Below are 25,126 nucleotides of genomic sequence, written 5' to 3' on the forward strand. Positions count from 1 at the left end.
CCCCTCATGGGACGTTATGTGATCAGGCGTCTGCTGCAGATGATCCCGGTCTTCATCGGCGCGACGCTGTTGATCTTCCTGATGGTGAACGTGATGGGCGACCCGGTCGCCGGACTCTGCGGCGACCGCGCCTGCGACCCGGCGACGGCCGCCCAGCTGCGCACCGAGTTCGGCCTCGACAAGCCCGTGTGGCAGCAGTACCTGACGTACATGGGCAACGTCTTCACCGGAGACTTCGGTACGGCGTTCAACGGTGAGAAGGTCACCGACCTGATGGGCAGCGCGTTCCCCGTCACGATCAGGCTGACCATCGTCGCCATCATCTTCGAAGTGATCATCGGTATCGCCTTCGGAGTGATCACCGGCCTCAAGCGCGGACATCCGGTCGACTCGACGGTCCTGCTGCTCACCCTGCTCGTCATCTCGGTGCCGACCTTCGTCACGGGTCTGCTGGCCCAGCTGCTGTTCGGGGTGAAATGGGGGCTCATCGAACCGGCCGTCTCACCCGAGGCCCCGTTCGACGAGCTGATCCTGCCGGGCCTGGTGCTCGCATCCGTGTCGCTCGCGTACGTCACCCGGCTGACCCGGACCTCGATCGCGGAGAACCGGCGCGCCGACTACGTGCGGACCGCCACCGCCAAGGGACTCCCCAGGCACCGCATCATCGTCCGGCATCTGCTGCGCAACTCGCTGATCCCCGTCGTCACCTTCATCGGGACCGACATCGGGGCCCTGATGGGCGGTGCCATCGTCACCGAGCGGATCTTCAATATCCACGGCGTCGGCTACCAGCTCTACCAGGGCATCGTCCGCCAGAACAGCCAGACCGTCGTCGGCTTCGTCACCGTCCTCGTCATCGTCTTCCTGGTGGCGAACCTCATCGTCGACCTCCTCTACGCCGTTCTCGACCCGAGGATCCGGTATGCCTGAGCCGCAGAATTCCGACGAAGCCATCTCCGCCGCCGGCGCCGGCGGACCCACCGACCTGGCCATGGGCGAGGGCGTGTCGCTGGAGAACCAGCAGGACGCCGGCGGGCCCGGCCCCGATGAGCCGGCCCGCAGCCTCTGGTCCGACGCCTGGCGCGACCTGCGCCGCAACCCGATCTTCATCATCTCGGGCCTGATCATCATCTTCCTCGTGGTGATCTCGATCTGGCCCCAGCTCATCGCCACCCAGAACCCGCTGGCCTGCAACCTGGACAAGGCCCAGGAGGGCTCCCAGCCCGGACACCCCTTCGGCTTCACCGGACAGGGCTGCGACGTCTACACCCGTACGGTCTACGGCGCCCGGCAGTCCGTGACGGTCGGTGTGTGCGCGACCGTCGGAGTGGCCCTCATCGGGAGCATCCTGGGCGGCCTGGCCGGCTTCTTCGGCGGGGCGGGCGACGCGATCCTCTCCAGGATCACCGACATCTTCTTCGGGATCCCGGTCGTCCTCGGCGGTCTGGTCCTGCTCTCCGTGGTCACCAGCAGCACCGTCTGGCCGGTGATCGGCTTCATGGTGCTGCTCGGCTGGCCGCAGATCGCGCGGATCGCCCGCGGCTCCGTCATCACGGCCAAACAGAACGACTACGTCCAGGCCGCGCGGGCCCTCGGCGCCTCCAACTCCCGCATGCTGCTGCGCCACATCGCGCCGAACGCGGTCGCCCCGGTGATCGTCGTGGCGACCATCGCGCTCGGTACGTACATCTCGCTGGAGGCGACACTCTCGTTCCTGGGCGTCGGCCTGAAGCCCCCCACCGTCTCCTGGGGCATCGACATCTCCGCCGCATCCCCGTACATCCGCAACGCCCCGCACATGCTGCTCTGGCCGGCCGCTGCCCTGGCGATCACGGTGCTCGCCTTCATCATGCTCGGCGACGCGGTGCGCGACGCCCTCGACCCCAAGCTGCGCTGAGGAGTCCGGACCATGCTGCTCGAAGTACGCGATCTGCACGTGGAGTTCCACACCCGCGACGGGGTCGCGAAGGCGGTGAACGGTGTCGACTACACGGTGGACTCCGGCGAGACGCTCGCCGTCCTCGGTGAGTCGGGGTCCGGTAAATCGGTGACCGCCCAGGCCATCATGGGCATCCTCGATGTGCCGCCCGGCCGGATCGCGGGCGGCGAGATCCTCTTCCAGGGGCAGGACCTGCTGAAGCTCAAGGAGGAGGAGCGGCGGAAGATCAGGGGCGCCAAGATGGCGATGATCTTCCAGGACGCCCTCTCCTCGCTCAACCCGGTGCTCAGCGTGGGGGCGCAGCTCGGCGAGATGTTCACCGTCCACAAGGGCATGTCCCGCAAGGACGCCAAGGCCAAGGCCATCGAGCTGATGGACACGGTGCGGATCCCGGCGGCCAAGGAGCGGGTCGGCCAGTATCCGCACCAGTTCTCCGGCGGTATGCGCCAGCGCATCATGATCGCCATGGCGCTGGCCCTGGAGCCGGACCTGATCATCGCCGACGAGCCGACCACCGCCCTCGACGTGACCGTCCAGGCCCAGGTGATGGACCTGCTCGCCGAACTCCAGCGGGAGTTCAACATGGGGCTGATCCTGATCACCCACGACCTGGGGGTGGTGGCGGACGTCGCGGACAAGATCGCGGTGATGTACGCGGGCCGGATCGTCGAGACGTCGCCGGTCCACCCGATCTACAAGGCCCCGGCCCACCCCTACACCAAGGGCCTCCTGGAGTCGATCCCGCGCCTCGACCAGAAGGGGCAGGAGCTCTACGCGATCAAGGGCCTGCCCCCGAACCTGCTGCACATCCCGCCCGGCTGCGCCTTCAACCCCCGCTGCCCGCTGGCCCAGGAGGTGTGCCGCACCGACGTACCGCCCCTGTACGAAGTGACCCCGGAGCGCCGGAGCGCCTGCCACTTCTGGAAGGAGACGCTCAATGCACGCTGACCACTCGCGGCGCGACGCGGCACGTGACCAGGTACGGGAGAAGGCCGAGGCCGAACGCGACCTGATGGAGAAGTCGCACGCGGAGATGGCCTTCCACGACAAGGAGCCCATCCTCGAAGTCCGCGACCTGGTCAAGCACTACCCGCTCACCCAGGGGATCCTGTTCAAGAAGCAGGTGGGCGCGGTCAAGGCCGTCGACGGGGTGTCCTTCGCGCTCAGCCAGGGCGAGACCCTCGGCATCGTGGGCGAGTCCGGCTGCGGCAAGTCCACGGTGGCCAGGATGCTGGTCAACCTGGAGGCCCCCACGTCCGGTTCGATCCGGTACAAGGGAGAGGACATCACCAGGATGTCCGGGCGCGCGCTCAAGGCCGTACGCCGCAACATCCAGATGGTCTTCCAGGACCCCTACACCTCGCTCAACCCCCGGATGACGGTCGGCGACATCATCGGGGAGCCCTACGAGATCCACCCCGAAGTCGCGCCCAAGGGCAACCGGCGGCGGAAGGTCCAGGACCTGCTGGACGTCGTGGGGCTCAACCCCGAGTACATCAACCGCTATCCGCACCAGTTCTCCGGTGGCCAGCGCCAGCGCATCGGCATCGCGCGCGGCCTCGCACTCAACCCCGAGATCATCGTGGCGGACGAGCCGGTCTCCGCACTCGACGTGTCCGTGCAGGCGCAGGTCATCAACCTGCTGGGGCGGCTCCAGAAGGAGTTCGACCTGGCGTACGTCTTCATCGCCCATGACCTGTCGATCGTCCGGCACATCTCCAACCGCGTCGGCGTGATGTACCTGGGGCGCATCGTCGAGGTCGGCTCGGACGCCGAGATCTACGAGCACCCCACCCACCCGTACACCCAGGCGCTGCTGTCCGCCGTGCCGGTCCCCGACCCCGAGGCGCGGGACCGGCGCGAGCGGATCATCCTGGCCGGGGATGTGCCGTCGCCCGCCAACCCGCCCTCCGGCTGCCGTTTCCGCACCCGCTGCTGGAAGGCGCAGGAGCGGTGCGCGCAGGAGGTTCCCGCACTGGCGGTACCCGCGGTGTTCCGGACCTCGGACGGGGCGGCGCACCACGACTCGGCCTGCCACTTCGCCGAGGAGAAGCAGGTCGTGCCGGACAGCGCGGGCGGCCCCGACGGCCCTGCGGAGCCCCCGGCGGGACCTTCGGGGGGCCCCGCGGGTCCGTCCGGGACACCGGGCCCTTCCGGCGGTACGCCCGGTCCCTCCGGTGCGACGCCCGCAGGCCCGTCCACCGGAGCGACGCCCGCCGGGCCCACCGGTAAGGACACGGCCTGAGCGGGCCTAGGCGCCGCCGTCCTGCGCCCCGGGCCCGGCCTGCCCGTCCTGGCCCGACTCCAGTTCCCGCAGCGCCGGGTCGAGGATGATCTCGGCCTGGCGTTCGGTCGTCGGGTCCTCGGGGAAGTGGCAGGCCGTCAGGTGGCCCTCCCGGCTGCCGCCGGCCCGTACCAGCGGGGGCTCCTCGGCCGCGCACTTGTCCTGCGCCTTCCAGCAGCGGGTACGGAAGCGGCAGCCCGAGGGCGGTGAGATCGGGGACGGTACGTCGCCCGCGAGCCGGATGCGTTCGTGGGCCGCCCGCTCCTCGTCGCTGACCAGCGCCGCCTCCGGGACCGCCGAGAGCAGGGCGTGCGTGTAGGGGTGGCGCGGCAGCTGGTAGATGGAGTCCCGGTCGCCCACCTCGACGATCTTGCCGAGGTACATGACGGCGACGCGGTGCGAGAAGTGCCGGACGACTGCCAGGTCGTGGGCGATGAAGAGGAACGCGATGTCCAGTTCGCGCTGGAGTTCCTGGAGGAGGTTGACGACCTGGGCCTGGATGGAGACGTCGAGGGCGGAGACCGGCTCGTCGGCCACGATGAGTTTCGGTTCCAGGGCGAGGGCGCGGGCGACGCCGATGCGCTGGCGCTGGCCGCCGGAGAACTCGTGCGGGAAGCGGTTGTAGTGCTCCGGGTTGAGCCCCACGATCTCCAGGAGCTCGCGGACGCGGTGCTCCCGCCCGCCGTTGGGGCGGATCCCGTTGATCTCCATCGGGCCGCTGATGATCTTGCCGACGGTCTGGCGGGGGTTGAGTGACGAGTACGGGTCCTGGAAGATCATCTGGATCTCGGGGCGGATCGGCGCCAGCTGACGGCGGCCCGCGTGGGTGATGTCCTGGCCGCGGTAGACGAGCCGGCCGCCCGACGGTTCGAGCAGCCTGGTCAGCAGCCGTCCGGTGGTGGACTTGCCGCAGCCGGACTCGCCCACCAGGCCGAAGCTCTCGCCCACGTGCAGCGAGAGGTCCACGCCGTCGACGGCCTGGACGGCGCCGATCCTGCGCTTGAAGGGGAACCCGCCCATGATGGGGAAGTGCTTCGTCAGCCCCTCGGCGGAGAGCAGTACCTCACCCTGACGGGGTGCCTTGTCGCGGGGAGCGGGAATGGTGACCTCGTGCGCCATGTCGTATCGCTTCCTAGGTGTGGTGTCCTGGCCCCGACCGGTCGGCCCGCCGTGGATCCTTCCGTCAACTCCCCTTCCGGCGGCGTGAGATGGGTTCGTCATCACTCTGCCCGCCGTGTGCGGGCCCAGCGCGGCTGAGCGGAGCGTGGCCCGGTGCGCCGACGCGCGTCAAGTGCCTGGCGGCGGAAGGGACGCGGCGCCCGCGCTTCTTGGGCGAAGGTTGTGCAGACCGACGTGCGCACGTGCTTGACGTCCCGCGGGTCCGGGCGACAAAGCCCGAAAAAACCCCATCGAATTCCTTAACACGGTGGCAACCCCGCTGTCGTACCACCGATATGCGGAACCGTCAGTCTGGAGAGCGTGCGGACCGTGCGGGTGCCGTGGACCGGCCGGGGTGACATGTCACCCCGGCCGGTCGTGTCCGCACCGTCCGGTGCGGCCCCGGACCTCAGCCGGTCTGCCGCGGCGCGGCCAGGGACCGCTTGATGAAGTCCACCTGGAGCAGGAGCAGGTTCTCCGCCACCTGTTCCTGCGGCGTCATGTGGGTCACCCCGGAGAGCGGCAGTACCTCGTGCGGGCGCCCCGCTGCGAGCAGGGCCGACGAGAGCCGCAGGGTGTGGGCCGCGACCACGTTGTCGTCCGCCAGGCCGTGGATGACCATCAGCGGCCTTGCCGGGTCCTCCGGCGCCGAGAGACCGTCGTCGGTGACGAGCGCGCTCGCCGCGTACACCCCGGGACGCTCTGCCGGATCGCCGAGATAGCGCTCGGTGTAGTGCGTGTCGTACAGCCGCCAGTCGGCGACGGGGGCGCCGGCGACACCCGCGTGGAACACATCGGGGCGGCGCAGCACCGCGAGCGCGGCCAGATAACCGCCGTACGACCAGCCGCGGATGGCGACCCGGTCGAGGTCCAGCGGGAAGCCCTGGGCCGCCAGGCCGTGCAGGGCGTCGACCTGGTCGTCCAGTGTGAGGGTGAAGTCGTCCTTGATGGCCTTCTCCCACGCGGGCGAGCGGCCCGGGGTCCCGCGGCCGTCCGCGACGACCACAGCGAAGCCCTGGTCCGCGAACCACTGTGACGTGAGGTGCGCGTTGTGCGCGGCGACCACCCGCTGGCCGTGCGGGCCGCCGTACGGGTCGAGGAGTACGGGGAGCGCCCCGTCCGATTCGCGGTAGCCACCGGGGAGCAGGACGGCGCACGGAATTTTTCGTGCGCCCCCCTCAGCGAACTGCACGCGGGGGGTGAGGCCCGGCTTCTCCGCGCAGGAGGTGACGGTGGCCACCTCCTTGCCGCCCCGGAGCACCCGGACCTCCGTGCCCGGCTGCTCGGTACGGGCCGACAGCAGCACAGTGACGCCGCCCGAGCGCACCGCCGAGTGGACGCCGGGCCCCTCCGACAGGCGCTCGACCCCCAGCTCATTGACCCGGTAGACATGGATCTCGCCGGTCTCGGGGGCGGCTGCGGCCTCGCCCGCCGACGCGGAGACCAGCACGTCGTCAACCGAGATGTCCAGCACCGCCCGTACGTGCAACTCCGGTCCTGTGAGCAGCCGGTCGCCGACCGCGAGTACCCGTGCGCCCCCCTCGTCGGCGATCCTGACCAGCCCTCCCGCTGGGGCCCAGGCAGGCACCCCGGGGAAGAGATCGAGCCACACCGGATCCTCGTCGACGTGGACGGTCCTGGTCGTACCGGACTCCGTGTCGACCCCCAGATACCGCTGGCTGCGCTGGTCGCGGGCCTGGACGAGCAGCAGCGGTGCGCCGTCGGACGACCAGTGCACGGCCGCCAGATACGGGTGGCGGGCCCGGTCCCAGAGCACTTCGGTGCGCGTGCCGTCGAGGGCGTGGAGGAAGAGTCCGACGTCGGCGTTGGGCGTACCGGCCGCCGGGTACCCGACCTGTGCGGGCTCCTGCTCCGGGCGGGCGGGATCGGCGATCCACCAGCGCTGTACGGCGCTGTCGTCGGCCCGCGCCACCAGCAGGGTCCGGGAGTCGGGTGACCACCAGAAACCGCGCGAGCGCCCCATCTCCTCGGCAGCGACGAACTCGGCGAGTCCGTACGTGACGTGCGCGTCCTCCGGCTCGGCGAGCGCCCTGTCGCCCTCCCCGTCCGCCCCCACGACGCGCAGCGCGCCCCCGGTCACATAGGCGATGCGGCTGCCGTCGGGGGACGGCCTGGGGTCGATGACGGGCCCGGGGACCCGGATCTCCCGGGTCCCCGGGGTCCGCAGCCCGGCCGTGAACAGCCGTCCGGACAGGGCGAATACGGCCAGCTCGGCCGCGCCGTCCACCGCGTATCCGACGATGCCGGCCGAGCCCTCCCTGCTCCGCTCGCGGCGGGCGCGCTCGCCGGCCGAGAGCTGCTCATCGGCCCCGCCGAGCAGCACACCGGGATCCGCGGCGACGCGCTCCTGTGCGCCCTGGCCGAGGTCGAGCACCCAGAGCCGGTTCGCCCGGTCCGTGCCGGTGGGGGAGCGCAGGTAGGCGACCCGGTCGCCGTCGGGCGACACCGTGAAGGCGCGCGGGGCGCCGAGGGTGAAGCGCTGGGTTCTGGCGAACCGGCGCGGAAAGGAGTGTTCGTTCGATGTCATGCGACTGAACCTAGAGGAGGCCCGCCGGACCCTCCCCGACGGCGGGCATGTGCCGACCGGTTCTGCCGGGGGCGTACGTCCATGCGCCCCTCGTGCTGCCGTGCATCGATCATGCACGGCCCCGGATAGTTATGATCCGTAGCGCTAGGTGGGTGTGACGCTACCGGCAGTCGCGGCATGCCCCTGGACCGTACGCAAGTGGAGGTGAACCGTCATGGCGCTCTCGATCTCGGCGGTGGTGCTGCTGACGATCATCGTCGTGCTCATGGTCAGGAAGTCGGGGCTCAAAGCGGGGCACGCGATGGTCTGCGCGCTCCTGGGCTTCTACCTGGCCAGCTCGTCCGTGGCGCCCACCATCCACTCGCTCACGACCAATGTGGCCGGGATGATCGGCGGCATCAAGTTCTGAGCCGACGGACAGAAGGACGGGCGCCCCTGGAAGCGGGGGCGACTCGTAGGCTGTTCCCATGACGGACCTACCCGACCGGCGCCTGCTCCTGGTGCACGCGCACCCCGACGACGAGTCGATCAACAACGGCGCCACCATGGCCGCGTACGCGGCCGACGGCGCCCACGTCACCCTGGTGACCTGCACCCTCGGCGAGGAGGGCGAGATCATTCCGCCCGGCCTCGCTCATCTGGCAGCGGACCGCGAGGACGTCCTCGGCGCCCACCGCGCCGGTGAACTGGCCGACGCGATGCGGGAGCTGGGCGTCACGGACCACCGCTTCCTCGGCGGCCCCGGCCGATTCCGGGACTCCGGGATGATGGGCGCCCCGCAGAACCACCGCGAGGGCGCCTTCTGGAACACGCCCGTGGACGAGGCGGCGGCCCACCTCGTCGAGGTGATCCGCACCGTAAGGCCGCAGGTGCTGGTGACCTACGACACCCACGGCGGCTACGGCCACCCCGACCACATCCAGGCGCACCGCGTCGCGATGCGCGCCGCCGAGCTCGCGGACGAGCCCGCGTTCCGGCCGGAGTGCGGTGCGCCGCACCGGATCGCGAAGATCTACTGGAACCGGGTGCCGCGCTCGGCGGCCGATGAGGGCTTCGCCCGGCTGCGCGCGGCCGGCGCCGGTTTCCCCGGGATCGCGGACGTCGGGGACGTGCCGGGCGTCGTGGACGACACGCTCGTCACGGCGGAGATCGACGGCGCGGCCCACGCGGCGGCCAAGACGGCCGCGATGCGTGCGCACGCGAGTCAGATCGCCGTGGAAGGACCGTTCTTCGCCCTCTCCAACGACCTGGGCCAGCCGCTCTTCACGCGGGAGTACTACCAACTGGTGCGGGGCACACCGGGGGCGCCGGATGGCGAGCGGGAGACCGACCTCTTCGCGGGGATCGCCGGAGCGGCCCTGTGAGTGCGAACCAGGGGCCCACGGGCATCGCGGCGCCGCTGAACCCCCGCCGCGTCGCTGCCTACTTCGGGCTCGTCGTGCTCGGCGCGCTGGCCGGGCTCGCGGGCGCCCTCGTCCAGGCCGGCTGGTTCCCCGGCGGACTGGTCATCGCCCTGCTGGGCACCGCGGCCGTCTTCTACGGCGGCCGGGTGGCGACCGGTACCGCGGTCGGGGTCGGCGCCCCCGCCGTCGGATGGCTGGTCGCCGTCATGCTGCTGACCGCCACCCGCCCGGAGGGCGACTTCGTCTTCGGCGCAGGGACGGGCTCGTACGTCTTCCTGCTGGGCGGAATGGTGGCCGCTGTGATCTGTGCCACCGTGCGCAAAGTGCCGCAGCCGGGGCCGGATTCCGCCCGACCTGGCAAGTGATGTGCCGCTTCGCCCAGTGAACGGGACGCCGTTGCGAGGGCGGTCGGAACCACACATTCCAGTGGGTGGGGGGTGTCATCGCGCCGTGGCCAGTATGGTGGTGCGCGCCGCCGAACCTCCCGCACAAGTAAGAACGGGCGGCGGAGCCAACCGGGAGAACCTGCCTTGAGTCGTGAAACTGACAGTTCGTCCACCGGTCCCCAGGGTCGTGGCGGGGCCGCGTACCCCTCAGGCACGCCGCCGTACGGAACCCGCCAGTCTCCGGAGGAGGCCGCAGCGCCGGCCGCCGAGCCGCAGCCGGACGAGCCCAGGACCGAGACCACGCTGACGACGCGTATCCGGATCAACATCCCCGGCTCGCGGCCGATTCCGCCGGTCGTCATGCGGACGCCCATGGGCGAGAGTGAGCCCATCGACCGCGGCGCCGACCAGGAGCGCACCGCGGCCATGTCGCTGCCGCCCGAGCCCGATCCGGAGCCGGAGGCCGAGGCTCCGCCGGCCGAGCGTCCCACCAGTGACTGGTTCGCGCCGCGCAAGCCCGCAGGCCCCGCCCAGCCACCGGTGCAGTCCGCGCCCGACGCGCCGGGTTCCGCCACGCCGTCCGCTCCGGCCCCGCGCGGGCCCGGGGCGCAGGACGGCGGCGGGCCCCGCGCCGACCTGCCCTACTTCTCCGAACCGCGGGGCGGCGCCGGGCCCGGCGCCGCCGGTACGTCCGCCCCCTCCGGCCCTCCCGGGGCCCTCGGTTCGCTCGGGCCGCCCGGCCCGGCCGGGCTCGCAGGCCCCTCGGGACCGACCACGGGTCCCGTCACCGGCACCAGCCCGCTGACGCCTCCGCTCGGTGACGGCCCGTCCGCTTCCGGCGGCGCCGCGACGCCGATGTCGGACGACACCGCCGTACTGACACCGCAGCAGCAGGTACCCGGATTCGGCCCCGGCCCCGGCGGCCAGGGGGTCCCGCCGGCCGGCGGGAACGTCTCGGGTTCCACGCTCAGCAGCGGCGTCCCGGTGGCGCCGTCCGATCGCCGCGCCCCGTTCCCGCCGGGCCCCGGCGGCGCCGCGGGCCCCGGCACGGACGGCCCCGGCGGCCCGCCGCAGTTCTCCGACGGCTCATCGCCGTTCAGCCCGTCCCCGAACCCCGCCGTGGTCCCGGCCCCGGGCCCCGCCCCGGTCCGCCCGGCGGCACCGGTGAAGAAGGGCCGCTCGAAGCTGGGACTCATCGGTGTCGGCGTCGTCGTGCTCGCCGGTGTGGCGTACGGCGCCGGGCTGCTGATGAACCACTCCGATGTCCCCAAGGGCACCACCGTGCTCGGTGTCGACATCGGCGGCGGCACCCGGGACGAGGCCGTCAACAAGCTGGACAGTGCGCTCGGCAACCGGGTCAACGCCCCGATCCAGCTGAGTGTCGACGGCCGCAGGACCGAGCTCAGGCCCGCGACGGCCGGACTCAGCCTGGAGACCCAGGCCACCGTGCGGCAGGCGGCGGGCAGTGACTACAACCCCGTCTCGGTGATCGGTTCGCTCTTCGGCGGCCGGCGCCAGGTCGAGCCGATCCTGCCGACCGACGAGGAGAAGCTCGGCGTCGCGCTCACCGATCTGGCGGGCGTCTCCGGCTCCGCGTCCGACGGCACGGTCAAGTTCGAGCCCGGCAAGGCCGTTCCCGCACCGGGCAAGGCGGGCAAGGCCCTGGACGTCAACAAGTCGATGGTCGCTGTCCGGGACGCGTTCCGCGCGCAGGTCCAGACCGGGAAGCCGCACACCGTGCAACTCCCGGTCGTGGCCAGGCAGCCGACCATCACGCAGGCCGAGATCGACCGGGCCATGAAGGACTTCGCGCAGCCCGCGATGTCCGGGCTGATCACGATCAAGGCGGGCAACAAGCAGATCCAGTTCGGACCGGAGAGGTCGCTGCCCAAGATCCTCTCCATGAAGCCCGTCAGCGGACGGCTCGAACCGGTCTACAACCGGACGGCGATCACCCAGCTCCTGGAGGGCGTCTTCGACGGCGTCATGATCACCAAGGGCGACGGGCAGAAGCACCCGGTCTCGGCCACCGATGTCGCGCAGGCCATGCAGTCCGCGCTGCTCGGCAAGACCCCGGCGGAGCGCGTCGCCACGATCAGCCTCGACCCGAGCTGACCGCGGCCGCACCCGCGAGCGCAGTCGCCTCCTCACGGCCCCCGCCGGTCCTCCGGCGGGGGCCGTGTCACGGCCGGGGGTATGACATCTGTCATCGCCGACTCACGACAGGCGGCTCTGCCGCCGGGTATCCCCACTGAGCGAGGCTGTTCCCATGACGAAGACGACAGCACCGCCCACCACCGTGGCGAGCTTCGAGAACGTGAACAAGACGTACGGCGAGGTGCGCGCCGTGGCCGGCCTGACCCTCGACCTGCATCCCGGCGAGACCGTCGCGCTGCTCGGTCCCAACGGGGCGGGCAAGTCGTCGACGCTCGACCTCCTGCTCGGACTGCGCAAGCCCGACTCGGGCACCGTCCGGGTCTTCGGCACCACCCCCGAACAGGCCATCAGGGACGGCCGCGTCGGTGCGATGCTGCAGAGCGGCGGCCTGATGGAGGAGGTCAAGGTCCGCGAGCTGGTCCAGCTGGCCTGCGATCTGCACCGCCACCCGCGCCCGGTCGCCGACGTGCTCGACCGCGCGGGCATCACCCAGATCGCCGACCGCATGGTCAACAAGCTCTCCGGAGGCCAGGAGCAGCGCGTCCGCTTCGCACTGGCGACAGCCGGGGACAACGACCTGATCGTCCTCGACGAGCCCACCACCGGCATGGACGTGTCGGCCCGGCAGGCCTTCTGGGCCACCATGCGTGAGCAGGCCGACCAGGGCCGTACGGTCCTCTTCGCCACGCACTACCTGGAGGAGGCGGACGCCATCGCCGACCGCGTCCTGGTCCTCCACAAGGGCCGGCTGCTCGCCGACGGGACCGCGTCCGAGATCAAGGCCAAGGCCGGCGCCCGGCGTATCGCCTTCGACCTGGAGGGCGCCATCGACGAGGTCGCGCTGCGCGGGCTCCCGAGCCTGACGGCCTTCGACGTCTCCGGCCGCACGGTCCGTATCCAGTCGTCCGACGCGGACGCCACCGTCCACGCGCTGTACGGACTCGGTCTCTACCCCCGCAACCTCGAAGTCGCGGGCCTCGGCCTGGAACAGGCCTTCGTCGCCATCACCGAGGCCGAGGAGGCCAAAGCAGCATGAGGACCCTGGTCAAGCTCGAAATCACCCGGACGCTGCGGAACAAGAAGTTCATGTTCTTCTCGATCCTCTACCCCTCGATGCTCTACCTGATCATTTCGAGCGGGGCGTCCTCGTCGGACAAGGTGGGCGGCACCGACCTCACCCTCCAGAACTTCTACGTGGTCGCGATGGCCTCCTTCGGCGCGCTGACCGCCGTCCTCATGGGCAACAGCGAGCGCATCGCCAAGGAGCGGGAGAAGGGCTGGGTGCGCCAGCTGCGCCTCACCTCGCTGCCGGGCCGCGGCTATGTCCTCGCGAAGATCGCCAGCGCGGCCGTGGTCACCCTGCCGTGCATCGTGGTGGTCTTCGTCGTGGCGGCCCTCGCCAAGAACGTACGGTTCGACGCGTGGCAGTGGCTCGCGCTGACCGGCGTCATCTGGGCCGGGAGCCTGGTCTTCGCGGCGCTCGGTGTCGCCATCGGGTACATCACGAGCGGTGACGCGGTCCGGCCGATCACGATGATCATCTACTTCGGGCTCTCCATCCTCGGCGGCCTCTGGCTGCCCACGACGGTCTTCCCGCAGTGGCTGCAGAATGTCGCGGAGTGGCTGCCGACCCACGCGTACGCCGGCCTCGGCCAGGCCATCGAGGTGGGCAGCGCACCGCACATCAAGGACGTGGCCATCCTCTTCGTCTACTTCCTGATCTTCACGGGCGGCGCCGCCTGGCTCTACCGGAAGGACACACTGAAGGCGTGAACCAGGAACGCGTGGTCGGTATCGGGAAAGTACCGGAGAACACCCGGGAAGCGGCCAGGAAGATGCTCTGGATCGGCATCTGGCTGATCTTCTTGAGCACTCCGCTCAACGCACTGCTCGACGGGCGCTACTCGCCCGCCGGGCAGGCGCTCGGCTGGACCGGGCTGACCGTCTTCGTCGGTTTGTACCTCGTCATGGTTTTCCGGAACACCAGCCGCTCGCTCTCGCCACGCGTGATCCACACCACCCTGGTCGTCCTCGGCGTCCTCGCCGTCGGGCTCAACCTCACTCTTGGCTCCCCCTGGCTCGTCCTCTTCGTGTACGTGGCCGTGAACTGCGGCGCGGTCCTGCCGCTTCGCCGTGCGACCTGGGGGATCCTCGGGGCCACAGCGCTGATGTGCCTCCTCGCGCTCCGCGCCGACGATCCGGTCGGGCTCGCCGGGCCACTGCTCATCCCGGCCCTGCTCGGCGGATTCGCGATGACCGGTGTGCGGCAGCTGATCCGTACGACGGTCGAGCTGAGGGAGGCCCGCGCCACGGTCGCCCAGCTCGCCGCCAACGAGGAGCGGCTGCGGATGGCCCGCGACCTGCACGACCTCCTCGGCCACTCCCTGTCGCTGATCACCCTCAAATCGGAGCTGGCGGGCCGCATGCTCCCGGACCAGCCCGGCCCGGCGGCCGCGCAGGTCGCGGATATCGAGCGGGTCAGCAGACAGGCGCTGACGGACGTACGGGAAGCGGTCACCGGCTACCGGCGCCCGACCCTGCCCGGCGAGCTGGCGGGCGCCCGCACCGCCCTCGCGGCGGCGGGCATCGTGGCGGATGTGCCCGCCGAGGTACCGGAGGGGTGCGGGGCCGGCGGACTGGACGAGGACCAGGAGGCCGTACTGGCCTGGGCGCTGCGCGAGGGCATCACCAACGTCGTACGCCACAGCGGGGCCCGGCACTGCACGGTCGCGCTCGCCTCCCGTCAGACCCTGGACGGCCGCCGCCTCGAACTCGTGGTGCGCGACGACGGCAGGAACGCCGCCCCCGGCCCGCACGGCAACGGACTGACCGGACTGGCGGAGCGCCTCGCCAAGGCCGGCGGCACGCTCGATACGCAGGCCGGTCCCGGCTTCACCCTGACCGTCCGCGTCCCCATAGGATCCGGTGCATGATCAGGCTCCTGCTCGCCGAGGACCAGGCCATGGTCCGTGAGGCCCTTGCCGCGCTGCTCGGCCTTGAGCCGGATTTCGAGGTCGTGGCCCAGGTGGCCCGCGGCGACGAGGTCCTGGCCGCCGCCCGGGCCCACGCCGTGGACGTCGCGCTGCTCGACATCGAGATGCCGGGCATGACCGGCATCGAAGCGGCGGCCCAGCTCCACCGCGAACTGCCCGCGCTGAAGGTCGTCGTCCTGACCACCTTCGGCCGCCCCGGCTATCTGCGCGGTGCCATGGAGTCGGGCGCCCACGCCTTCCTGGTCAAGGACGCCCCCGCGTCCCAGCTGGCCACCGCGGTGCGCAGGGTCCTCGGGGGAGAACGGGTCATCGACCCCACCCTGGCCGCCGCCGCACTCTCCGACGGCGCGAATCCGCTGACGGACCGCGAGCGCGACGTGCTGCGCGCGGCGGCGGATGGCTCGACCAACGCGGAAGTGGCGGCGGCGCTGCACCTCTCGCAGGGCACCGTCCGCAATTACCTCTCCACGGCGATCCAGAAGCTGGCGGCCCGCAACCGCGCCGAGGCCGTGCGGATCGCCCGTGAGAAGGGCTGGCTCTAGCGGTCCGGATGTCCTTCCCTGCCCCGGGGCCAGGGAAGGACCGCTGCCCCTCAGGGATGCATCCGTGCGCCCTTGAGTACCTTGTCCACCGCGTTGCGCGGTCCGTAGACCGCCAGCCCCACCAGGTCGAGCCGGTCGCGCCCGACCGCCCGGACCGCGGCCCGGTTGTCGCGGTCGTTGCCCGTACCGAACAGCTCCCGGGTGAAGACGGCCCGGGGGAGCGCGCGGGACAGGACACGGGAGTGCGCGGCGGTCAGCGTCTCGCTGGTGCCCTCGAAGACCAGTACGGGCTGCCGGAACATCGGCAGATAGGCGGTGTCGTCGGCGTCGGCGTACGGCTCGCCGATCACCTCGGGCAGCGTCGGGCCCAGCCCGCTGACCAGGAAGGCGGTCACGTTCAGCCGCTGCCAGGTCTCCAGGTCCTCGTGGAGCAGCACGGCGATCTTGGTGTCGAAGCGGACCGGCGCGCCGGCGGTGGAGCTGTCGGCGACGGCGGCGGGGGCAGTCTCGGTTCTCATGCCCCGAGACTGCCGCGTGGGCCGCCGCGCGGTCTTGTACGTTCTTTGCATGGTGTCCCGGCCGGAGGTCTCCGCATGGCGCCCGCCCGTAGCGGGTGTCGTCGAGGTTTTCCATGCCCACTTCACCGAGCACTCCTACCCGATGCACGTCCATGACGCGTGGACCCTGCTGATCGTCGACGACGGGGCCGTGCGGTACGACCTCGACCGCCACGAACACGGCACCCCGCACGACACCGTCTCGCTGCTGCCCCCGCAGGTGCCCCACAACGGCTCACCCGCCACTCCGCACGGTTTCCGCAAACGGGTCCTCTACCTGGACATGACCCAGCTGGACGCCGGGTACATCGGCGCCGCCGTCGACCGCCCCGATCTGGTCGACCCGGTGCTGCGCAGCCGCGTCGGACAGCTGCACACGGCGCTGGGCTGCCGGGGTGACGAGCTGGAGGCGGAGAGCCGGCTGGCTCTCATCAGCGAGCGGCTGCGCGGGCATCTGCGGCCGGGCGCTGCCGGCGGCCGGCCGGAGGGGTCCGCCCGGCCCGTCGCGGAGCGCCTGCGGGAGCTGCTCGACGAGCGGCTGGTGCAGGGGGTGACACTGCGGGAGGCCGCCGCACAGGTGCACGCCCACCCCGCCCATCTGGTGCGGGCGTTCAGCGCAGCCTTCGGGATCACCCCGCACCAGTATCTGACGTCCCGCCGGGTGGACCGGGCCCGTGGCCTGCTGCTCGAAGGACAGCAGCCGGGCGAGGTGGCGGTGGCCACCGGTTTCTACGACCAGTCCCATCTGACCCGGCACTTCAAGCGTGTCGTGGGCGTAGCGCCGGGGAGGTACGCCCGCGCCGGACGGTGAGCGCCGTCCGCGCCCCGGGACCACGGCCCCGGCCGGTCAGTTGAGCATCGCGCGCGCCGACCTCGCCCGGCCGCGGATGGTCTCGGCAGTGCCCGGCTCGACCGCGGCCACCACCTCGGCGTACTCCTCCATCTCCACCGCTCCGCGCATGAAGTCGCCCCGCTCGACGAGGAGTTCGGCGTGCTCGTAGCGCAGCCGCGCCGGGTGCGAGGGCAGCAGCAGGGAGAGTTCGACCGCCCAGAGCTGGACGTCCGTACGCTCCGGGCGGGCCGCGGCCCAGGCCCGGATGTTGTTCAGGATCCGCAGGACGATCTCCAGCGGGCCGGCGGGGGCGAGCATCGCCGGGTCGAAGGGCGCACCCGTCGCGCCGGCGACCAGCGCGCCCGCGTCATCGCCGGTGAGCAGCCGTCCGCCCGCGAACGGATCGGCGAGCACCTGATCCTCCGGGCGGCCCGAGGGATCGCCGAAGCCGACCACGAAGTGGCCCGGCAGCGCCACCCCGTACACCGGGGCGCCGGCCCGCCGTGCCACCTCGATCCACACCACCGAGAGCAGGATCGGCAGCCCGCGCCCGCGCCGCAGCACCTCGTGCAGCAGGGAGGACTCCAGCCGCTGGTAGTCGGCCTCGCCCCCCTTGAATCCGCTGCGCGCGCCGAGGAGTTCGCCGAGTGCGCCGGCCCAGGCGTCCGCCCCGGTCACCCCGAAGGGCAGCGCCCCCGCCAGCCGGTCCAGTTCGATCTGGGCCGCGTCGATGCCGTCCTGGCCGAGTGCGGGATCGGCCTCCGTGCCCACCAGCAGGCACAGCAGCGCGAGATCGGGCCGCCCGGCGCGGGCCTCCTCGGCGAACTGCCTGCGCCAGTCGGTGGATTGCTCGTCCATATGGATCCCCTGCCCGCCTATGCCGTGGGAATGTGCTGCCGGTAGTGGTGGTACCGGTGGTGGGTCCGGAAGCCCAGGCCGTCGTAGAGGGCACGGGCCGCGGCGTTGTCCTCCTCGACCTGGAGCCAGGCCGCCGAGGCGCCCTCGTCGAGCGCCCGGCGGGCCAGCGCGGTCATGACCGCGCTCGCCAGCCCCTGACGGCGGGCCGCCGGGTCCACCTCCACCGCCATGAAACCCGCCCACCGGCCGTCGGTCACGCACCGGCCGATCGCGGAGGGCACCCCGCCCGGGCCGCCGACCGACGCGAACCAGGTCGAGGGGCCGCTGCCCAGTACACGCAGGACGGCCGGGTCCGGGGTGCTGAAGCGCTGGTAGCGGGCCAGCCAGGGGGCGTCGCAGGAGCGGGAGAGCGTCACCCGGGAGACCGTGTCCTCCAGCGGGCGGGCCGGGTCGCCGAGCGGGGCCAGCGCCCCGGTCAGTACCAGCGCGCTCACCTCGCGGGTCCAGCCGCGCTGCTCCAGACCGGCGGCCAGGACCTCCTGGGTGCCCTCGCTCCCGGTGGCGACCTGGACGTACGCCGGCAGGCCGCGCTCCGCGTACCAGGCGTGCACCCGCTCCAGGGCCGCGTCCAGCGGGCGGCCCGGATCGCCGAGCGGCAGCACGGAGTTGGCGCGCCGGGTGAAACCGGCGGCGGCCCTCAGCCGCCAGTCGCCGAGCTGCTCGCTCTCCACCGGCTGCCAGGCGCGCGCCATCGCCCGCGCCAGTTCGGGGAAGGTCGCCGAAGGACCCCGCCTGCGTGCGGGCGTCGCGGGGACGGTCTTGCCCGCGACGAGCGCCGATTCCGGGATCCGCACCGACACGCCCGACCGCTGTGTGATGGACAGCACACCCGCGTCCCATGATGTGAGAACACCCACCGTGTCGGTGAACTTCGCACCGGGCGCAGCCTCGTTGGTCAGCTGCCTGACTGATACCCGTTTGCCCACGTCAACAGGTGTAATTCGGACCTCAAGCCGTCCGCCGGTGGTGAATTCCACAGCTCTCTCCGCCCCTCCTGTTCGGATCGCGCCCAGGAACGGAGATACTAGGTGCGGGCATCGACGACGCCGCGCTCCCGCGCAGAGCAGCCCTACCGAGGAGGAACGACAGCGTGACTTACGTCATCGCGCAGCCTTGTGTCGACGTCAAGGACAAGGCGTGCATCGAGGAGTGCCCCGTCGACTGCATCTACGAGGGCTCCCGGTCCTTGTACATCCACCCGGACGAATGCGTCGACTGTGGTGCCTGTGAGCCGGTCTGTCCGGTGGAGGCGATCTTCTACGAGGACGACACCCCGGAGGAGTGGAAGGACTACTACAAGGCGAACGTCGAATACTTCGACGAGCTCGGCTCGCCCGGTGGCGCCTCCAAGCTCGGCCTGATCGAGCGCGACCATCCCTTCATCGCGGCGCTGCCTCCGCAGAACGGCTGATCCCGTAGCGACCCGGTCCCGTACGGCACTCTTCGCCGTACGGGGCTGCGGCATTTCCCGGTGTCCGGCCCGCGAGGGCCGGGCCCGTCGCAGCCCATGACCGCGCGGTCCGCGCCCGCGCCACCCCGTACGTACGAGAAAGTGAAGCCCGTGTCCGCACTCTCATCGCGTCTCCCCGCCTTCCCCTGGGACAAGCTGGAGCCGTACAAGGCGACCGCAGCCGCCCATCCGGACGGCATCGTCGACCTCTCCGTCGGCACACCGGTCGACTCGGTCCCCGCGCTCGTCCGTGAGGCGCTCGTCGCCGCGGCCGACTCACCCGGGTATCCGACGGTGTGGGGGACGACCGCGCTGCGTGACGCGATCAGCGGCTGGTGCGAGCGCAGGCTCGGGGCGCGCGAGGTCGCGCACACCAACGTGCTGCCGGTGGTCGGCTCCAAGGAACTGGTGGCCTGGCTGCCCACGCAGCTCGGCCTGGGGGCGGGTGACCGGGTGGCGTACCCCCGGCTCGCCTACCCGACGTACGAGGTGGGCGCGCGGCTCTGCGGCGCGGAGCCGGTCGTCTACGACGACCCGACGGAGCTTGATCCCGAGGGGCTAAGGCTGCTCTGGCTCAACTCGCCGTCCAACCCCACCGGCCGGGTCATCGGCGGCGGGGAACTGGCGCGGATCGTCGCCTGGGCCCGGGAGCACGACGTCCTGATCGCGAGCGACGAGTGCTACTTCGAGCTGGGCTGGGAGGCCGAGCCGGTCTCCGTGCTCCACCCGGATGTCTGCGGCGGCACGTACGAGGGTCTGATCGCCGTCCACTCGCTCTCCAAGCGCTCCAACCTGGCCGGGTACCGCGCCGCGTTCCTCGCGGGCGACGCCGCAGTGCTGGGCGAGCTGCTGCAGATCCGCAAGCACGGCGGGATGATGACGGCCGCGCCCGTTCAGGCCGCGATGGCCGCGGCGCTCGGCGACGACGCGCACGTGGCGGAGCAGCGGGAGCGGTACCTGGCCCGGCGGAGCGCACTGCGGGCCGCACTGGAGGCGCACGGCTTCCGGATCGAGCACAGCGAGGCCAGCCTCTACCTGTGGGCGACCCGCGACGAGCGGTGCTGGGAGACCGTGGGCCACCTCGCGGAGCTGGGCATCCTGGTGGCGCCCGGTGACTTCTACGGGACGGCGGGCGAGCGGTTCGTCCGGGTGGCGCTGACGGCGACCGACGAGCGGGTGGCCGCCGCGGTGAAGCGGCTCGGCGAGAAGTAGGACCCGGGCCGCCCCGTCGAGGGGCGGTCCGCACGGCACGCACGCGAAGGGCCCCGGGGAGCGCGAACTCCCTGGGGCCCTTCGCGGTACCCGGCGGCCGTGGCCGGCCGAACCGGGACCGGTCGGCCGGTGGCCGCCGGAGACCTAGCGGCCGAGCGGCAGGCCGCCCACCGGCAGCTTGCCCGCGGTCGGCAGGGCGCCGCCGGCGCCCGCCGCGGTGCCGCCGATGAGGGTGCCCGCGCTGCCGGCGGTCTCGCCGGCGGCCTTCTGGGCGGCCGGAGCGGCGGTCTTGCCGACGGCGCCGACCGCCTTGCCCGCGGCGGGGACGGTCTTCTTGACGGCCTTGCTGCCGGTGTCACCGGCCATGCCGGTGGTCGTCCGGGCCGCACTGTCGACGGAGTTGCCCAGGCCGGCGCCGTCGAGGGCGGTCACGCCGCCCAGGTTCGGTGCCTGCGGGAGTTCCGCGGCGCTTGCGACGCCGGCCGCACCGACCACGGGGGCCGCACCCGCCGCGATCAGCAGCGCGGTACGGGCGATCCGACGGGTCAGGGAGAGGGACATGGTGCTCCTTGAGCGGGAGGGGACGTTGACTGTCCGGCGACCGGACGGTGTGACAACCGCTTGGGGGGAGGGGGAAGTTGCGGTGCACCAAGGTAAAGAGTCTGCAATGTGTCGCATTATCGGGTTCGGATAAAAACGGACAAACGGTGGTCCGTGTGAGCGCCTGCTGAACCGTCACTCCCCTTGGGGCCCTTGAGGTCCGCGGAGCGAGGGTGCGGCTGGGCGGAAGGGGTGCGCGAGGCCCTCGGGAGCGGGCGACGGAGCCGCTTCCGAGTGAGGGGCCGAGTGTCTGTACGGGCCGCTTCCGGGGCTATTTCGTGACGCTGATGCGGACCTCGGCCGCGTCCTGGCTCGCGCTCCGCCCTGTCGGGCTGCTCCGTCCGGCGTCCGATGTGCGCCACGGTGCCTGGTTCGTCCCCGCGGTCCACTCCCGGCCCGCGTAGCTGACCCGCCGGATGTGGAGTGCCGCAGAGTTGGCCACCGCCCAGTGAGCCAGCTCCCAGCCGCGCTGCCGCACGGACCCCGTGCCGCGCGCGCCGGCCGCCCGCGCCGTTGTCGTGCGGACCGGCAGCCGGACCTCCGAAGGCTGCGCCGACTTCGTGCCGGACAGCACCCCGGACCCGAAGGCCCGTGTCAGCGCCGCGCGCACCGCGGCCGGCCTGCCCGCCACGCTGCTCCTGGTCGCCGCGCAGGAGAACGAGGCGGGTGCCCGTCCGGTCAGCGCGGCCGACAGCAGCGTGGCGTCCGTCTCGTGCTTCGCGTACGCCTGCGGGAAGGCGCTGCGCTGGACCCGCTGGGCGGCGACCGTCAGCGGCAGCCGGGTGTAGTCGGGGACCTTTTCGAGGTGCTCGTAGAACTTCCCGGCCGCGTAGACCGGATCCATGACCTGCCCGGCCGTGCCCCAGCCCTGCGAGGGCCGCTGCTGGAAGAGGCCGAGCGAGTCCCGGTCGCCGTGGTCGAGATTGCGCAGCTCCGACTCCTGGAGTGCGGTCGCCAGCGCGATGGTCACCGCGCGCTCCGGCATACCGCGAGACGTTCCCACGGCGGTGATCGTCGCCGCGTTGACGGCCTGCTCGGGGCTCAGCCGGAAGCCGGCCCCGGCGCTCGACCGCGCCGTGCACCGCGGACCGCTGCTGCCTCCGCTGAGGTACTGCACCAGGACATAGCCCGCGACCGCCAGGAGTACGGCGAGGGCGGCCACGGTCCGGACGAGACGGCCGCGGCGTGGCGCGGCAGTGGGCTGGGACACAGGGCACACCGTACTGGAGCCCGGGTTAGGGTCTGAGCCATGTCAGAGACCCCGCTTGACCTCACACTCGACGCCCCGGCCCTGACCGCGCAGCTGGTCGACTTCCCCTCCGTGAGCGGCACCGAGAAGCCCCTCGCCGACGCGGTCGAGGAGGCCCTGAGGGCCCTGCCGCACCTGACCGTCGACCGGTTCGGCAACAACGTCGTCGCCCGGACGCACCTCGGCCGTGCCGAGCGGGTCGTGCTGGCCGGGCACCTCGACACGGTGCCGATCGCGGACAACGTCCCGTCGCGGCTCGACGAGGACGGCGTGCTGTGGGGCTGCGGGAGCTGTGACATGAAGTCGGGCGTGGCCGTGCAGCTGCGGATCGCCGCCACCGTGCCGGAGCCCAACCGCGACCTCACGTTCGTCTTCTACGACAACGAAGAGGTCGCCGCCGACCTCAACGGCCTCAAGCTCGTGGCCGAGGCCCACCCCGACTGGCTGGCCGCGGACTTCGCCGTCCTGCTGGAGTCGTCGGACACCGAGGTCGAGGGCGGCTGCCAGGGCACGCTCCGGGTGATCCTGCGCACCAAGGGCGAGCGCTCCCATTCGGCGCGCAGCTGGATGGGGTCCAACGCGATCCACTCCGCCGCCCCGATCCTGGCGAAGCTGGCCGCGTACGAGCCGCGCAGGCCGGTGATCGACGGCCTGGAGTTCCACGAGGGCCTCAACGCCGTACGGATCGAGGGCGGCGTGGCCAACAACGTCATCCCCGACGCGTGCACCGTGGTGGTCAATTTCCGCTACGCGCCCGACCGCAGCGAGGAGCAGGCGCTGGCGTACGTCAAGGAGTTCTTCGCCGGGTGCGACATCGACGAGTTCATCGTCGACGACCACACCGGCGGCGCGCTGCCCGGCCTCTCGCACCCGGCGGCGGCGGCCTTCATGGCGGCGGTCGGCGGCGTGGCCAGGCCGAAGTTCGGCTGGACGGACGTGTCGCGCTTCAGTGCGCTCGGTGTGCCCGCGGTGAACTACGGCCCGGGCAACCCGCTGCTCGCGCACAAGCGCGACGAGCGCGTCGACATCGCGATGATCTCCCGGGCCGAGGAGCGACTCCGCTCCTGGCTGACGGCCTGAATTTCCCCATTCGTCACATGTGCCGACCTAGTCTGTCGGGACACGTACAGCGGAGGGAGCACAACATGGGCAACCCTGAGGGAGCACCGGCGCCGGAGGAGCAGCGCCTCGGCCCGGTGGTGCGCCGCCGGGACCAGGTCCAGTCCGGCACCACCGACCAGCGGCTGCTCGACACCACGGAGAAGGGCTCAGCGGACTGGCTGCACACCGACCCCTGGCGGGTCATGCGCATCCAGTCGGAGTTCGTGGAGGGCTTCGGCGCCCTGGCCGAACTGCCCAGCGCGATCAGCGTCTTCGGCTCGGCCCGCACGGCCCCGGGCGCGCCGGAGTACGAGGCGGGGGTACGGATCGGCCGCGCGTTGGTCGAGGCGGGCTTCGCGGTGATCACCGGCGGCGGACCCGGCGCGATGGAGGCGGCGAACAAGGGCGCGAGGGAGGCCGACGGCGTGTCGGTCGGGCTCGGGATCGAGCTGCCCTTCGAGCAGGGCCTCAACCCGCATGTCGACATCGGAGTGAACTTCCGCTACTTCTTCGTCCGCAAGACGATGTTCGTGAAGTACGCGCAGGGCTTCGTGGTCCTGCCGGGCGGGCTCGGCACCCTGGACGAGCTGTTCGAGGCGCTGACCCTGGTCCAGACCCGGAAGGTGACACGGTTCCCGATCGTGCTCTTCGGCACGGAGTACTGGGGCGGCCTGGTGGACTGGCTGCGCGGGACGGTGGTGGCGCAGGGGAAGGCGTCGGAGCACGATCTGCTGCTGTTCCACGTCACGGACGACGTGGACGAGGCAGTGGCCCTGGTGACCAAGGAGACCGGGATCTAGGGAGCTTCCCGGCCCGCGGGCCCGGCCGGCGCCGGAGGGGCTTCTCGATGAGCCCCTCCGGCGTGCTTCCGGGTCCTGTCCGGCAGAAGGGCCCTAGGCCAGTCCCCGCCGGGCGACCGCCGGCGCCCGGTGGCCCGCGATCGTAGCCACCATGTCCAGCACCTGCCGGGTCTCGGCCACTTCGTGCACCCGGTACACCTGTGCCCCCAGCCACGCCGAGACCGCGGTCGTGGCCAGGGTCCCGAGCAGCCGTTCCCTGACCGGCTTGTCGAGGGTCTCGCCCACGAAGTCCTTGTTGGACAGGGAGACCAGGACCGGCCATCCCGTCGCGGTCATCTCGCCCAGCCTGCGGGTGGCCTCCAGCGAGTGCCGGGTGTTCTTCCCGAAGTCGTGGCCGGGATCGATCATGATGCCGTCGGGCCGCACGCCCAGCGCGACCGCCCGTTCCGCGAGACCGACCGTCACCCGCAGGATGTCGTCCATGACGTCGTCGTACGTGACCCGGTGCGGCCGGGTCCGCGGTTCGGCGCCGCCCGCGTGCGTACAGACCAGGCCCGCGCCGAACCGGGCGGCGACCGCGGCCAGTTCGGGATCCACCCCGCCCCATGCGTCGTTCAGCAGATCCGCGCCCGCCTCGCACACCGCAGCACCGACGTCATGGCGCCAGGTGTCGACGCTGATCACCACATCGGGGTGGCGCCTTCGCACCTCGGCGACGAAGCCGACGGTGCGCCGTGCCTCCTCCGCAGCCGTGACCTCTTCGCCGGGGCCCGCCTTGACCCCGCCGATGTCGATGATGGCCGCCCCTTCGGACACCGCCTCCTCCACGCGGGAGAGCGCGGGTTCGTCACGGAAGGTCGCCCCCTGGTCGTAGAACGAGTCCGGGGTCCGGTTGACGATCGCCATGATCACCGGTTCGTGCGCGTCGAACTCGCGCCGTCCCAACCGCAGCATCCACTTGCTCCTCTCGCCCGCCGAGTCGCCTGCGACCCCGGGG

Annotated in this window: 25 protein-coding genes; 17 read left to right on the forward strand and 8 right to left on the reverse strand. The window is 71.8% G+C overall.

All coding sequences use genetic code 11. The annotated features are described in order from the left end of the window. Positions 1-6: 6 nt before the first annotated feature. The 4 genes from OG917_RS22675 to OG917_RS22690 are packed head-to-tail and all read left to right on the forward strand — an operon-like array spanning position 7 to position 4,184. Complete coding sequence (locus OG917_RS22675) at positions 7-930, forward strand: ABC transporter permease (RefSeq protein WP_328319444.1); 924 nt, start codon at positions 7-9, stop codon at positions 928-930. Further along, complete coding sequence (locus OG917_RS22680; RefSeq protein WP_328319445.1) at positions 923-1,897, forward strand: ABC transporter permease; 975 nt, start codon at positions 923-925, stop codon at positions 1,895-1,897. The genes OG917_RS22675 and OG917_RS22680 overlap by 8 nt, the downstream gene beginning before the upstream one ends. A 12-nt stretch (positions 1,898-1,909) precedes the next feature. Further along, a complete protein-coding gene (locus OG917_RS22685; protein WP_328319446.1) occupies positions 1,910-2,887 on the forward strand; it encodes an ABC transporter ATP-binding protein in 978 nt (325 codons plus the stop codon). Beyond that, positions 2,877-4,184 (forward strand): ABC transporter ATP-binding protein, encoded by a 1,308-nt coding sequence (locus OG917_RS22690; RefSeq protein ID WP_328319447.1) that lies wholly within the window; start codon positions 2,877-2,879, stop codon positions 4,182-4,184. The genes OG917_RS22685 and OG917_RS22690 overlap by 11 nt, the downstream gene beginning before the upstream one ends. Before the next feature lie 6 nt (positions 4,185-4,190). On the opposite strand, the gene OG917_RS22695 is transcribed toward OG917_RS22690, so the two are convergent. Further along, positions 4,191-5,342 (reverse strand): ABC transporter ATP-binding protein, encoded by a 1,152-nt coding sequence (locus OG917_RS22695; RefSeq protein ID WP_328319448.1) that lies wholly within the window; start codon positions 5,340-5,342, stop codon positions 4,191-4,193. A gap of 448 nt (positions 5,343-5,790) precedes the next feature. Continuing rightward, the gene (locus tag OG917_RS22700) at positions 5,791-7,929 is read right to left on the reverse strand and encodes a S9 family peptidase (protein WP_328319449.1); all 2,139 of its coding nucleotides are present in this window, start codon (positions 7,927-7,929) and stop codon (positions 5,791-5,793) included. 214 nt (positions 7,930-8,143) lie between these two features. Here OG917_RS22700 and OG917_RS22705 point away from each other — a divergent pair, with 214 nt between their 5' ends. The 8 genes from OG917_RS22705 (at position 8,144) to OG917_RS22740 (ending at position 15,410) form a co-directional block, all read left to right on the forward strand. Then, positions 8,144-8,338: a hypothetical protein gene (locus OG917_RS22705; protein WP_328319450.1), complete on the forward strand. Its 195-nt coding sequence runs from the start codon at positions 8,144-8,146 to the stop codon at positions 8,336-8,338. 58 nt (positions 8,339-8,396) lie between these two features. Then, positions 8,397-9,293 (forward strand): N-acetyl-1-D-myo-inositol-2-amino-2-deoxy-alpha-D-glucopyranoside deacetylase, encoded by an 897-nt coding sequence (gene mshB, locus OG917_RS22710; RefSeq protein WP_328319451.1) that lies wholly within the window; start codon positions 8,397-8,399, stop codon positions 9,291-9,293. After that, positions 9,290-9,697 carry a DUF6113 family protein gene (locus tag OG917_RS22715; RefSeq protein WP_328319452.1) on the forward strand — a complete coding sequence of 136 codons (408 nt, stop codon included), beginning with the start codon at positions 9,290-9,292 and terminating at the stop codon, positions 9,695-9,697. Before mshB ends, OG917_RS22715 begins: the two co-directional genes overlap by 4 nt. Positions 9,698-9,862: 165 nt before the next feature. Next, positions 9,863-11,833: a hypothetical protein gene (locus tag OG917_RS22720; RefSeq protein ID WP_328319453.1), complete on the forward strand. Its 1,971-nt coding sequence runs from the start codon at positions 9,863-9,865 to the stop codon at positions 11,831-11,833. A gap of 154 nt (positions 11,834-11,987) precedes the next feature. After that, a complete protein-coding gene (locus OG917_RS22725) occupies positions 11,988-12,911 on the forward strand; it encodes an ABC transporter ATP-binding protein (protein ID WP_328319454.1) in 924 nt (307 codons plus the stop codon). Then, entirely contained in the window at positions 12,908-13,648 is a 741-nt protein-coding gene (locus OG917_RS22730; RefSeq protein ID WP_328319455.1) for an ABC transporter permease, read from the forward strand. The genes OG917_RS22725 and OG917_RS22730 overlap by 4 nt, the downstream gene beginning before the upstream one ends. Beyond that, entirely contained in the window at positions 13,645-14,808 is a 1,164-nt protein-coding gene (locus tag OG917_RS22735) for a sensor histidine kinase (RefSeq protein WP_328319456.1), read from the forward strand. The genes OG917_RS22730 and OG917_RS22735 overlap by 4 nt, the downstream gene beginning before the upstream one ends. Further along, a complete protein-coding gene (locus OG917_RS22740; protein WP_328319457.1) occupies positions 14,805-15,410 on the forward strand; it encodes a response regulator transcription factor in 606 nt (201 codons plus the stop codon). Before OG917_RS22735 ends, OG917_RS22740 begins: the two co-directional genes overlap by 4 nt. 50 nt (positions 15,411-15,460) lie before the next feature. On the opposite strand, the gene OG917_RS22745 is transcribed toward OG917_RS22740, so the two are convergent. Then, on the reverse strand, positions 15,461-15,928 hold the full coding sequence (locus OG917_RS22745; protein WP_328319458.1) for a DUF2000 domain-containing protein: 468 nt from the start codon (positions 15,926-15,928) through the stop codon (positions 15,461-15,463). Positions 15,929-15,977: 49 nt separating this feature from the next. Between OG917_RS22745 and OG917_RS22750 the strand changes: the two genes are divergently transcribed. After that, positions 15,978-16,778 (forward strand): helix-turn-helix transcriptional regulator, encoded by an 801-nt coding sequence (locus tag OG917_RS22750; RefSeq protein ID WP_328319459.1) that lies wholly within the window; start codon positions 15,978-15,980, stop codon positions 16,776-16,778. A gap of 36 nt (positions 16,779-16,814) precedes the next feature. On the opposite strand, the gene OG917_RS22755 is transcribed toward OG917_RS22750, so the two are convergent. Continuing rightward, positions 16,815-17,657 carry a transglutaminase-like domain-containing protein gene (locus OG917_RS22755; RefSeq protein WP_328319460.1) on the reverse strand — a complete coding sequence of 281 codons (843 nt, stop codon included), beginning with the start codon at positions 17,655-17,657 and terminating at the stop codon, positions 16,815-16,817. 17 nt (positions 17,658-17,674) lie between these two features. Continuing rightward, the gene (locus OG917_RS22760; RefSeq protein ID WP_328319461.1) at positions 17,675-18,694 is read right to left on the reverse strand and encodes a GNAT family N-acetyltransferase; all 1,020 of its coding nucleotides are present in this window, start codon (positions 18,692-18,694) and stop codon (positions 17,675-17,677) included. A gap of 113 nt (positions 18,695-18,807) precedes the next feature. On the opposite strand from OG917_RS22760, the gene fdxA reads away from it, so the two are divergent. After that, entirely contained in the window at positions 18,808-19,128 is a 321-nt protein-coding gene (gene fdxA / locus OG917_RS22765; protein WP_164267011.1) for a ferredoxin, read from the forward strand. 150 nt (positions 19,129-19,278) lie between these two features. Next, entirely contained in the window at positions 19,279-20,379 is a 1,101-nt protein-coding gene (dapC, locus tag OG917_RS22770) for a succinyldiaminopimelate transaminase (protein ID WP_328319462.1), read from the forward strand. Positions 20,380-20,523: 144 nt separating this feature from the next. Here the strand turns inward: dapC and OG917_RS22775 are convergent, their stop codons facing one another. Together OG917_RS22775 and OG917_RS22780 are read right to left on the reverse strand one after the other, a co-directional pair. Then, entirely contained in the window at positions 20,524-20,940 is a 417-nt protein-coding gene (locus tag OG917_RS22775; protein ID WP_328319463.1) for an ATP-binding protein, read from the reverse strand. Between the two features lie 310 nt (positions 20,941-21,250). Next, positions 21,251-22,189, reverse strand: a complete 939-nt coding sequence (locus tag OG917_RS22780) for a heavy metal transporter (RefSeq protein WP_328319464.1) — start codon at positions 22,187-22,189, stop codon at positions 21,251-21,253. 39 nt (positions 22,190-22,228) lie between these two features. Here OG917_RS22780 and dapE point away from each other — a divergent pair, with 39 nt between their 5' ends. Beyond that, on the forward strand, positions 22,229-23,308 hold the full coding sequence (gene dapE / locus OG917_RS22785; protein ID WP_328319465.1) for a succinyl-diaminopimelate desuccinylase: 1,080 nt from the start codon (positions 22,229-22,231) through the stop codon (positions 23,306-23,308). Positions 23,309-23,373: 65 nt separating this feature from the next. Beyond that, entirely contained in the window at positions 23,374-24,129 is a 756-nt protein-coding gene (locus OG917_RS22790; RefSeq protein WP_328319466.1) for a TIGR00730 family Rossman fold protein, read from the forward strand. Between the two features lie 93 nt (positions 24,130-24,222). Here the strand turns inward: OG917_RS22790 and folP are convergent, their stop codons facing one another. Continuing rightward, complete coding sequence (gene folP, locus OG917_RS22795) at positions 24,223-25,083, reverse strand: dihydropteroate synthase (protein ID WP_328319467.1); 861 nt, start codon at positions 25,081-25,083, stop codon at positions 24,223-24,225. Positions 25,084-25,126 lie beyond the last annotated feature (43 nt).

This window comes from Streptomyces sp. NBC_00388 (assembly GCF_036061255.1).
Lineage (GTDB): Bacteria > Actinomycetota > Actinomycetes > Streptomycetales > Streptomycetaceae > Streptomyces.